The 8,858-nt window shown below is 42.3% G+C and carries 20 protein-coding genes; 2 read left to right on the forward strand and 18 right to left on the reverse strand.

All coding sequences use genetic code 11. The features are described 5' to 3' along the window. Positions 1–186, forward strand: a 186-nt coding sequence (locus WC356_06720) for a hypothetical protein (GenBank protein ID MFA5382835.1), incomplete at its 5' end; no start/stop codon positions are given. Beyond that, the gene (locus tag WC356_06725; GenBank protein ID MFA5382836.1) at positions 183–1,241 is read left to right on the forward strand and encodes a hypothetical protein; all 1,059 of its coding nucleotides are present in this window, start codon (positions 183–185) and stop codon (positions 1,239–1,241) included. The genes WC356_06720 and WC356_06725, both read left to right, overlap by 4 nt. Positions 1,242–1,515: 274 nt before the next feature. On the opposite strand, the gene WC356_06730 is transcribed toward WC356_06725, so the two are convergent. From WC356_06730 to WC356_06815, 18 genes are all read right to left on the reverse strand, one after another. Next, entirely contained in the window at positions 1,516–1,764 is a 249-nt protein-coding gene (locus WC356_06730; GenBank protein MFA5382837.1) for a hypothetical protein, read from the reverse strand. Positions 1,765–1,767: 3 nt separating this feature from the next. Next, positions 1,768–2,130: a hypothetical protein gene (locus tag WC356_06735; GenBank protein ID MFA5382838.1), complete on the reverse strand. Its 363-nt coding sequence runs from the start codon at positions 2,128–2,130 to the stop codon at positions 1,768–1,770. Continuing rightward, complete coding sequence (locus WC356_06740) at positions 2,108–2,383, reverse strand: hypothetical protein (protein MFA5382839.1); 276 nt, start codon at positions 2,381–2,383, stop codon at positions 2,108–2,110. Before WC356_06740 ends, WC356_06735 begins: the two co-directional genes overlap by 23 nt. Next, positions 2,380–2,709, reverse strand: a complete 330-nt coding sequence (locus WC356_06745) for a hypothetical protein (protein ID MFA5382840.1) — start codon at positions 2,707–2,709, stop codon at positions 2,380–2,382. Before WC356_06745 ends, WC356_06740 begins: the two co-directional genes overlap by 4 nt. 14 nt (positions 2,710–2,723) lie before the next feature. Continuing rightward, on the reverse strand, positions 2,724–3,170 hold the full coding sequence (locus tag WC356_06750) for a hypothetical protein (protein MFA5382841.1): 447 nt from the start codon (positions 3,168–3,170) through the stop codon (positions 2,724–2,726). Beyond that, complete coding sequence (locus WC356_06755) at positions 3,171–3,446, reverse strand: hypothetical protein (GenBank protein ID MFA5382842.1); 276 nt, start codon at positions 3,444–3,446, stop codon at positions 3,171–3,173. After that, entirely contained in the window at positions 3,430–4,065 is a 636-nt protein-coding gene (locus tag WC356_06760; protein ID MFA5382843.1) for a hypothetical protein, read from the reverse strand. Before WC356_06760 ends, WC356_06755 begins: the two co-directional genes overlap by 17 nt. Continuing rightward, complete coding sequence (locus WC356_06765; GenBank protein MFA5382844.1) at positions 4,049–4,327, reverse strand: hypothetical protein; 279 nt, start codon at positions 4,325–4,327, stop codon at positions 4,049–4,051. The genes WC356_06760 and WC356_06765 overlap by 17 nt, the downstream gene beginning before the upstream one ends. Positions 4,328–4,525: 198 nt before the next feature. After that, entirely contained in the window at positions 4,526–4,891 is a 366-nt protein-coding gene (locus WC356_06770) for a hypothetical protein (GenBank protein ID MFA5382845.1), read from the reverse strand. A gap of 158 nt (positions 4,892–5,049) precedes the next feature. Further along, positions 5,050–5,304: a hypothetical protein gene (locus WC356_06775; protein ID MFA5382846.1), complete on the reverse strand. Its 255-nt coding sequence runs from the start codon at positions 5,302–5,304 to the stop codon at positions 5,050–5,052. A 72-nt stretch (positions 5,305–5,376) separates the two neighbouring features. After that, positions 5,377–5,811, reverse strand: a complete 435-nt coding sequence (locus tag WC356_06780) for a hypothetical protein (GenBank protein ID MFA5382847.1) — start codon at positions 5,809–5,811, stop codon at positions 5,377–5,379. A gap of 11 nt (positions 5,812–5,822) precedes the next feature. After that, positions 5,823–6,716 (reverse strand): ATP-binding protein, encoded by an 894-nt coding sequence (locus tag WC356_06785; GenBank protein MFA5382848.1) that lies wholly within the window; start codon positions 6,714–6,716, stop codon positions 5,823–5,825. After that, a complete protein-coding gene (locus WC356_06790; GenBank protein MFA5382849.1) occupies positions 6,689–6,841 on the reverse strand; it encodes a hypothetical protein in 153 nt (50 codons plus the stop codon). Before WC356_06790 ends, WC356_06785 begins: the two co-directional genes overlap by 28 nt. After that, a complete protein-coding gene (locus WC356_06795) occupies positions 6,838–7,101 on the reverse strand; it encodes a hypothetical protein (protein ID MFA5382850.1) in 264 nt (87 codons plus the stop codon). Before WC356_06795 ends, WC356_06790 begins: the two co-directional genes overlap by 4 nt. A 165-nt stretch (positions 7,102–7,266) precedes the next feature. Then, on the reverse strand, positions 7,267–7,458 hold the full coding sequence (locus tag WC356_06800; GenBank protein ID MFA5382851.1) for a hypothetical protein: 192 nt from the start codon (positions 7,456–7,458) through the stop codon (positions 7,267–7,269). A 1-nt stretch (position 7,459) separates the two neighbouring features. Next, positions 7,460–7,681, reverse strand: coding sequence for a hypothetical protein (locus WC356_06805; protein ID MFA5382852.1), 222 nt, complete (start codon positions 7,679–7,681; stop codon positions 7,460–7,462). Then, positions 7,678–7,854 (reverse strand): hypothetical protein, encoded by a 177-nt coding sequence (locus tag WC356_06810; GenBank protein MFA5382853.1) that lies wholly within the window; start codon positions 7,852–7,854, stop codon positions 7,678–7,680. The genes WC356_06805 and WC356_06810 overlap by 4 nt, the downstream gene beginning before the upstream one ends. Before the next feature lie 141 nt (positions 7,855–7,995). After that, positions 7,996–8,442 carry a hypothetical protein gene (locus WC356_06815; protein ID MFA5382854.1) on the reverse strand — a complete coding sequence of 149 codons (447 nt, stop codon included), beginning with the start codon at positions 8,440–8,442 and terminating at the stop codon, positions 7,996–7,998. Between the last annotated feature and the right edge of the window lie 416 nt (positions 8,443–8,858).

Consider the following 8,858-nt stretch of genomic DNA (forward strand, 5'->3'; position numbering starts at 1 on the left):
CCGTGGCGAGAAGGTTTACCCGCCCCCGGACAATTCTCAATCGACTATATTCTAATCAAGGCAACTTCCCATATAACAAAATTAAGAAATGGCAGTATCGACCCCGATGATGGAATACCCCATTGGGCAAAGATTTTATGGTATCGACGCGCCTATGAAACATTCAAAGAAAGACAGGTGATATGAGTTCAAAGATAGACTGGAATAAATTTGACCCTGAACTACAATCCCTATATTCACGAGGTCTGGGGCGTGGTGAGATAGCCAAACAACTCGGCCTCAGTGAGGACTCTGTTCGTCATAGAATTGACAAACTAAAACCGACCGGAGATACAAAAACCGACGAACCCGACAACGTTGATGAAGAGTTTTGTCTTGAAGCCTACCGAAAGATACCCGAAAACCCGTCTTTCGACCAGATTCTCGATGGTCTCGTGGCCGCTCAGGGGTTCCAAGAGCAATTCAATATTGGGGACTACTCTATAACCCGCAAAATACGAACGGAAACGCCTATTGTAGCCTGTTTCTGGTCTGACTTACATATAGGTAGCCCCTCGGTCGATTATTCGCTCCTGAAGGCTCACAAGGGGCTTATCCAGAAGCATAAAAACATCTATCTTTGCTTGGGCGGTGATGGTTGGGACGGTTTTTTGCCGTCGTTTAAGAACTCTGGTGCTGTCGCCGCCCAACTTGTATCTCCACAGATACAGATGTTGGGTGTTCGACAATTACTTAAAGAGTTGCACGACAAGGTTATAAGCATCTGTGGGGGTAATCATAACGACTTCTTGGTCAAGAAAACGGGTGTCGACGCTAACCGCTTCGTGTTGGACGGCATGAAGTTCCCTTATTTGCCAAATGGGGGACTGATAAAACTGACCGTTGGTAAACAGACCTATAAAATTATCCAGAAACATCATTGGGGGTTCAATTCAAGGCTTAACCAGTTCAACGCCCATCACCGTATACGGGATTTCTTGTATTCGGCTGCCGATATTGTGGTCACGGAACATGAACACAATCCCGGCATGGAAACTCAGTGGGTAGAAGAATACGACACTAAACGTCAAGTAGTCAATATCCGCACAGGGACATATAAAATAGGCGACCCATATAGTCGTCGGTTGTTCAAGGATGGAGTCCCCGGCCCAGAGTGCTTAGTATTATTCCCTGACCGCAAGAAGATAGTCCCATTTGATGGTGTAGATGCAATTCAAGATGCACTTAGGTATTGTAAGTGAAGCAATACTTAACGGGAGAAGGTTTAGGGCTTAATGGGCTTGAGACGAAAGAACTTAACTCTTTTACCTTTGTTCTTTTTGTTCTTTAAGTCGCAGTTATCGGCCAAATCAGACATGGTTATAAATTTGAGTGAAGACATATATAGTCCTATTTCTTTTTCCATGTAATAATTAGCCATCATATGTTCATTATCAGCAAACTTGTCGTGAACCCTCATCGAATGTTTCCACAGCCAAATTTTGCTTTTATATACCTTACCGCAATGTTTACATTTCATAACATGTGACCTCGCTCGATATTTGCTATCACCTGCTTTTTGAGCTGTTCTATACATTCCATCCTCTTGTTCTCGGAACACTCCTTGGTTACTATATTATAACTGCCCCACGTTTTTCCATCTATCACTATTGATACCCCAATTGAATCAACTGGTTTTTTCACCAAGGTAGGATGACCATTCTTGTCGATATTAATACCGACCGGCAGTTGCCACGGCTTTATTTCTACTTTCCAATCATTCATCCCTCATACCACCATCTTCTGTTTCTCTGTTTCGTCTGTATTATAAGTCAGCATGAGTTTGCCCTCGATTATTCTATTGACCGTCAGGGCGAACCTATCCATGCTTGAAATAACAACCAGATCGTGACAGGTGAGTGCTTCTTTCTTTAATAGTCGTTCTGACTTCTTTGTATTCCAGTGATGCTTACAAACGCCTTCTTTTTTTAGACGTCGATATCCCCGAAGTCTGGTTCTATCTTTTTCTCTCACAATATCGCCATTAATATCTCGATAGGTGCGATAATAGACTTGTCGATACTGCTTATTGGTAAGCATACCCCTAAATAGTTTCTGTTCTTCTTTACTAAACGGACTTTTTCTTGGCATCTTTTTTTCTCGGTTGAAGTTTTTGGGAACGGGGAAATTGGGAACGGGGAAATGCGGGAATATCAACTATCTCAACCCCTAAATAATCAAAAAGCATATCCAGACAGTCATTCACTCTCCCTATATTGGCCTCAAGAAGTCGGCTCCTCCCATTAAGCTTCCAAAGTTCATATGATTCCCACGAATTAATTCCCTTGGGCATTATTGTTAGAACGCCCTCAATTCTATCTACTCGTTGACTTAACTTACTCATTTCTTATTCTCCTTTATTGGCTTTCTCGGTTGGAGTTTCGTTTCGGCGGGAGACTCGATGACTTCGAGATTGAAATAATCTAATAGTCTCTTAAGAACTTTTCTCATTTTTGATACAGAATATCCAATTGGCATTGTTACCGGAATACCCTGAAAACGCACAACATCGGACACTTCATCTTGGAGACTATTAATCCTTTTCCTCATCTCCCCAATGCCGTCAATATGACCAGACCATCCATCCCAGCCATCCACTCCATCCCAGCCATCCACTTGTTGTTCTAATTTCCGAAGTCTCTCCTCCACATCTTTTTTCCACTTACTCATCTTTCACCTCTTGTTTATTTCTGTTTTTCCATACCATATAATGCCAGACATATTGCATCGGCCTTATTGTGGTCGGGCTTTGTGCATCTTGGCGTTGGCAATAAATCAATATGCGGGAATCTCTTCTGCACGTATTCGACTGATGCCATCTTATTCTTCTTCCAATCCATATCTTTGAGTACCACCTTTTTCCACTCTACGGGAGAAACCTCAATGTATGGAATGAACAATGCCTCTAATGCACCCCCCATCTCTCCATAGTATTTCCCAAGTTCAAAATTAGCGACCTTACCACCTACGGGGAAAGCGTGGAGTTTTTCAAGAACGGCTAATTGATTTTCAGTCCGAGGGAAAGACCGCAACGATTCCGGGGTAGCAATATAGAACTCCCACCCCCCCCGTTCAACCGGGAATCTTGCAATTATCCCATGACTTCCGGGGTCAATACCAAGATATATCATTCACACACTCCCATCGTCTAATGATTTACAATCATCCGACATAAGCCAGAGAAGAATGGCCATACAATCGGGGACTTCTGTCGAAAAGATATACAAACATATCTCGGACTCTCCAATGGGACATTTAGAACAGCCATTATAGGGAGAATAATTTATACCGCAACAATGATGGTAGATTTCCGATGACCCGTCATCTCCTTGGGCCGCCTGAAATAAATAAGATTTCCATGTTACATTGATACTGTACCGTCTGGCACGTTCAAATTTGGTAATCATATAATCCCCATAAGCTTTCCGTATATTTAGATATCCGTTCTTTTAACTTCTCGTTCTCCTCCCTGAGTGCGGCAATCTCCTCGTCTTTGGCGGCGATCTCACGCTCACGTATTTCGAGATTAATCCGCATATCGGTTCCACTCATGTTCTGCGGCTCTTCGAACTCAAACGATTTGAACAAGGTTATGTCGGACTCATTGGAATATAAACAACCATTTCCATATGAATCAGGTTCACCATAACCATCCGCCATTAATTCGTACCTCATTTCATTGTAAATTTTATCAACAATCGTAAATATCTCGTCAGTATTCTTCCATCTTATTTGTTTCATGTCTTGCCCAACAAGAGCACCGCCCCTGATTGTAACCCTGTCACCAATAGAAAACTTTTCTGACCTCCGCTCCTCGGCCGGCTCGACGGGACGGAGAATTTCATTCTCATTGGCAATATCAACTATATCCTGAATAGTCTTAACTCTATTTGCCAATCTCGCCTCTCTACCCATCTCATACGCCCTGCGCAGGTAGGGAAGAAGTCTCTCTTCATTTGATGGTACAGGGTTCATATCCCGAATTGCTCCCGCCGCCTCCCGCGCCAGTTCAGTTAGCTTGTCCATTATCTTTTTCCTCCATATCTCTAATTGTCCACGCTAAACCCAAAAGATACCTATCACTCACACCCTGTCGACTCATCAGGCGATTTAGCGTTCCCGAACATATCTCCGCTAATCTATTCCCCTCAATGGCACAAGACGAAAACGACTCAAGATATAGGGGTAATTTATCAGCAATACTTATCAAATAATCCCTTGCCGATAAAGCCGCCGGATGGAATTCGGTTACACCGAGGGTGCTACGATCGTCTAATTCGTCCATCATTTGTCATCCTTCTTCTCTCCCGTCATCCGCTCAAGTGCGTCGGCAATGCGCCAAATATGATGTAGAAGACCGGCTCCCCATCCGAGTATCAAAATACTTCCGCAAAACACTCCCATCATTAAGAACCACATCACTCATACTACCATCCCCTCTCTCTAACTATTTCATTATACTCAGTGCCATTACTAAATGGTTGCATCATCTAAACCACCACCACGCTAAAAGTATCAGGAATCCAAGGGCGAGAAAGCCACCAAGGGAACCATACGAAGCGGCACCTAATCGACTTAATGGATTTTCGAGAGCCTCATCAACATATTCTTCTTTATCATTATATTCATCAAGGGTTTCCACGGGAACATTATTTTCTATCGCATCATTCACCAATCCCTTGATTTCCTTGACATAATCAGCCGCTTGTTTTATGCGCCTCTCTTGTTCATCGAACCTATCACCATGTTCAAGCAATTTCTTATCAACCCCATGCCGCCAATCCCAATATTGATGAATCCCTTCTTCGATATCCTTGCCCGCATCGGCAAGAGTTGGTTTCTTTTTAGTCATTTCACTTCTCCTATTAATCTACCGCGACCCCGACCACGACCCCGACCCCGACCGCGACCACGACCCCGACCACGACCACGACCCCGACCACGACCCCGACCGCGACCACGACCCCGACCGCGACCCCGACCATTTCGGTTTTCGGAACGACTGAATCCTCATTTTACTTCACCAAACGACTCAATAGCACCAACCATTATATATAGTTCTTTCGGTAGAGGCTGAGCATCCTTCCAGCCCTTCTCGTTGAAGGGGCCGGTTTCGTAAACAATACAAGGATTTTTTAATAAAACACAAGTATCGTTTACACCGATTAATTCACCAGCATAAATATAATTCGCACAAAAGAAAGTAACCGTCTTTCCCATTAATCCTTCAAGACCCTCTTCACTACACTCTACTAACTTTTTCATTTTGTTTACTCCTTATTGTTAATTAATCTACCCAACGCTTCGACAAGAGCGAAATAACGGGCGAGGGGATTGTTAAAAAGGCAGGTCTTTATCATCATCTTCCTGCTTTGTTATAGGGAAATTATCATTAGGATTCTTTGGCTCGAACGCGATGATATTATTGAAGGTCTTACCATTGTATTCACGAACCGTTACATTGGCGCGGCAAGTTTCACCGATAAGATGTTCCGTCTCACCACCAGACAACTCTGCCCCAATTGCCATTAGGAATTGTTTGAATTTACCAAGTCTGGCATCGGCATACGGCCCCGACGGGTCAAGGTAGAACTTTTCCCATAGTTTGTTGGACGTTTCCGCAACAGTAAAGACAAAATTTTCATAAGATAATCCATCTTTGTCTTTTAGGGGCGCGCCATCCTTATTCGTCGTCTCAATCTTTTGTAATCTGATTATATAACTCCCCGGCTCAAGCGTCGGTGCAAAGCCACTCTCGTTATACTTATTCATGTCTGGATACCTCATTTTTGTTCCTTTCCTTTGAGGCGTAAATGTTGTAGATACGCCTGCAATTGTTTAATAGTCACATCGGGATGTCGTAGATTAGCAAACCCTAAATGTTTTGTCATTGAATTAGCAACTCTCTTCTCTGTATCGAAGCCGTCAATAGTATGTTCCTTAAGATAGGCGAGTCCGGCTTCAATAGCAAGAATTAATTTCTCCTTAGCTCCGCCCTCGTCACCGCCATAGTAAGCCTTAACGAAAGCATCATAATTCAGGGGCAGGGTATCGGGCAATCTACCCGTTCTATCACCAGCCTCATAAATCGTGGTTGGTTTAGTACGGATAACCCCTCGACCATCACTCTCAACTTCCATATAGAGTATCATATCGGCCATACCAGCAATTAACTTTCGGGCTTTTGGCGGTAGGGTATGAGTAATCTTAGTTTCGGTTTCTTGTTTTCCCTTGACCTTGATTTCCTTTTCTTCTGAGTGGGAAATCATACATAGACCCACACCCCGAATCTTAGACAAACGAGTTACCTGTTTGCGGAACTCACGTTCGACATAAGCCCAACCCTTGCCCCATTCTAAATCAGATTCGTGTCCAATACTGAACTTAGCATAGATAAACTCTTGACAAAACATCCAGAGATTATCTACCGTATCAATGACGATAGTCTTAAACTGTTTAGATTTCTCCAATTCGTCAACTATTACCAAGAAATCTATCCACTTATTAATCTGGGCTTCAAACACCTCAAGATGTCCGAGTCCTTCTTCGGTGGATAAAAACACGGCATCGGGGAAGTTCGAGAAAAAGGTCGATTTCCCCACCTTTGGAATACCATAGGCAAAGATGATCTCTTGAGAGATATCATCTATTACCTTTCGTTTTTCGGTTGGCAACATAACTCCTCCATCTCTTTATTATATTGTTCATCTTCTTCATATCTCATTCTATTCATCATGTTGACCCATTCCCAGTATTCTTCCGCATCGGCATAGTCCATAGCGGTATCGGTTTCAGGTTTCATGGTTTTTCCTTCCCCGTTAGGCGGTCGAGACTAAAAGCATCACGACCAAAGTCATCATAAACATTTGTATTAATTTCATCGAAACAGGCGGCGAGAATAGCGGGACGGAAATCTGGAACCACTTCTAAGCAATTCATCTGCCCTATAACGTCTTCTATAGAAGTTTCTAAATAGGTATCGCCATCTTCCAAATGAATTATCTGTGGCCACTCCTCCTTCGCCCGATAAACTTTGTCGCCGATAATGATTAGGATTGTCATTTCTCGCCCTACACTTTCCGAATTACGTCGTTTACGTCCAAGCCATATCGGGCCCCTAAGAGCAGACAGAGTAATGCCATTTCGTCGCCGACGAAAATCTTCCCACCAACCCCCTCAAGGGCATATATGGTTGCCAATAACATATCCCCCATTCCCCCCTCATACTTATTTGCTTGCATATTTCTTCTCCAGTTCCTTGAGTATTTTATGCGTCGTCTCGCCTATTGTCGCCCCGACTGTAAGTTGTGATGTTAGAAATCCCTTTTTCAGACCAGCGATATCAAGAACCGCCGTCAAGACATTAATCGCAATAAGGCGTTCGTAATCAGCATATTTACTTATAGTTGTGCGTCCCATATCATTCCTCCATATCTATATATATTAACTGACCATCAATGTCAAATATAAAACTTTGGTTAGAAATATCGTCTTGGAGTTTCTTATTACAAAATTCGTAGGTGAGATTATCTCCAGATCGTAAGGCGGTACAATGGTAGGATGGCCTTTCGTGTTTAGCCATAGCCTCAAACTTCTCGCCCCACGCTTTTGCTTCTTCACCCACAAATTCTTCTGCGGTCATACTTCACCTCGGTCTATTTTTATAAACCCTATAATCTTTCCCATACCATCATTTATCTCTGAAAAATCTAATTTGTTTGGGTCTAAATATCCAATCACCGTAAATGCGGCATCAACCAAAATTGGCTCAGCCTCCATAATGTCGTCTATTTCAAATTCTATCTTAACCTTCATACTTCACCTCGCTTAAACATTTTCTTTATCCCTCGCCATAGATACCATAACGTCACATACAAACCCACAAGAGCGAGATATCCAATCAGAATTAGCCAAATAACAAATCCAGTATTAGTTATGCCCATTGTCATATACTCTTTATCCCCAACTCTGATGTGTTTCGTTAATGGTTTCCCGACCATCATATTCATCAATTTCCCATTCTATATTATCGGGGATTTCAACAACTTTCAAATCTGAGAATTGTGTATTCGCCTCATGTCCAAGTAATTCAATAACCGCAATCAGGTCTTTATCCGTCCTATCAATATCATAAAAAGAGAAATAGCATTTATTTGGCATACTATTTAATTCATCATCAGTAAAACTATCCCCCATATCTTTTGTTGTTACATGGAAGAAAATGCTATCTTCATCATCGAGGTCTCGTCGATAAAGAGTCTTATGGTTTTCATCTTCAAATAAATGGCCATCTTTTATATTTGTATAGAAATATGCCTTTTTATGTTTCCTTTTCAAATAATCCTGTATTGCCTTCCTCGACAAACCAAATCCCCCAAAACATTTATTAATTACAATTTTCATTATTCACATCCTTTCTAAATACTCTTTATCCCAATCACAACCAAAAACCAAAGTATAGAACCAACAATAGCAATCGGCAAGAAATACTTGCCAGCCTCACCCCAAGAGGCATAGAGTCCGGGTCGATTAGTCATCTAAACACCTCTCAAAACACATTCCAGCAATGATAAAAAGAGCGACAGAAAGAATAATATTAATTATATAGAGCCACGTCAAAGACCCCGACATAAGACCAATGATACCAAACACTAAATTCCAAATTCCCCCAAACAGCAACCACCAAAGCGATTGTTTATTACTTAAGTTCATTTCCTTTTATCCTTTTTCCATTCGGGGAAGGTTAGTAATTCGCCCAGCGAAAGGAATGAAGGCATAGTCTCACCGGATTGGGCGCGGTCGCAAAGAACCACCCTCTC

The organism is Candidatus Micrarchaeia archaeon, from assembly GCA_041653315.1.
GTDB lineage: Archaea > Micrarchaeota > Micrarchaeia > Anstonellales > JAHKLY01 > JAHKLY01.

Coding starts and splice junctions, on each gene's coding strand:
- WC356_06725 (MFA5382836.1), top strand. CDS start 183: ATGAGTTCAAAGATAGACTGGAATAAATTTGACCCTGAACTACAATCC.
- WC356_06730 (MFA5382837.1), bottom strand. CDS start 1,764: ATGAATGATTGGAAAGTAGAAATAAAGCCGTGGCAACTGCCGGTCGGT.
- WC356_06735 (MFA5382838.1), bottom strand. CDS start 2,130: ATGCCAAGAAAAAGTCCGTTTAGTAAAGAAGAACAGAAACTATTTAGG.
- WC356_06740 (MFA5382839.1), bottom strand. CDS start 2,383: ATGAGTAAGTTAAGTCAACGAGTAGATAGAATTGAGGGCGTTCTAACA.
- WC356_06745 (MFA5382840.1), bottom strand. CDS start 2,709: ATGAGTAAGTGGAAAAAAGATGTGGAGGAGAGACTTCGGAAATTAGAA.
- WC356_06750 (MFA5382841.1), bottom strand. CDS start 3,170: ATGATATATCTTGGTATTGACCCCGGAAGTCATGGGATAATTGCAAGA.
- WC356_06755 (MFA5382842.1), bottom strand. CDS start 3,446: ATGATTACCAAATTTGAACGTGCCAGACGGTACAGTATCAATGTAACA.
- WC356_06760 (MFA5382843.1), bottom strand. CDS start 4,065: ATGGACAAGCTAACTGAACTGGCGCGGGAGGCGGCGGGAGCAATTCGG.
- WC356_06765 (MFA5382844.1), bottom strand. CDS start 4,327: ATGATGGACGAATTAGACGATCGTAGCACCCTCGGTGTAACCGAATTC.
- WC356_06770 (MFA5382845.1), bottom strand. CDS start 4,891: ATGACTAAAAAGAAACCAACTCTTGCCGATGCGGGCAAGGATATCGAA.
- WC356_06775 (MFA5382846.1), bottom strand. CDS start 5,304: ATGAAAAAGTTAGTAGAGTGTAGTGAAGAGGGTCTTGAAGGATTAATG.
- WC356_06780 (MFA5382847.1), bottom strand. CDS start 5,811: ATGAATAAGTATAACGAGAGTGGCTTTGCACCGACGCTTGAGCCGGGG.
- WC356_06785 (MFA5382848.1), bottom strand. CDS start 6,716: ATGTTGCCAACCGAAAAACGAAAGGTAATAGATGATATCTCTCAAGAG.
- WC356_06790 (MFA5382849.1), bottom strand. CDS start 6,841: ATGAAACCTGAAACCGATACCGCTATGGACTATGCCGATGCGGAAGAA.
- WC356_06795 (MFA5382850.1), bottom strand. CDS start 7,101: ATGACAATCCTAATCATTATCGGCGACAAAGTTTATCGGGCGAAGGAG.
- WC356_06800 (MFA5382851.1), bottom strand. CDS start 7,458: ATGGGACGCACAACTATAAGTAAATATGCTGATTACGAACGCCTTATT.
- WC356_06805 (MFA5382852.1), bottom strand. CDS start 7,681: ATGACCGCAGAAGAATTTGTGGGTGAAGAAGCAAAAGCGTGGGGCGAG.
- WC356_06810 (MFA5382853.1), bottom strand. CDS start 7,854: ATGAAGGTTAAGATAGAATTTGAAATAGACGACATTATGGAGGCTGAG.
- WC356_06815 (MFA5382854.1), bottom strand. CDS start 8,442: ATGAAAATTGTAATTAATAAATGTTTTGGGGGATTTGGTTTGTCGAGG.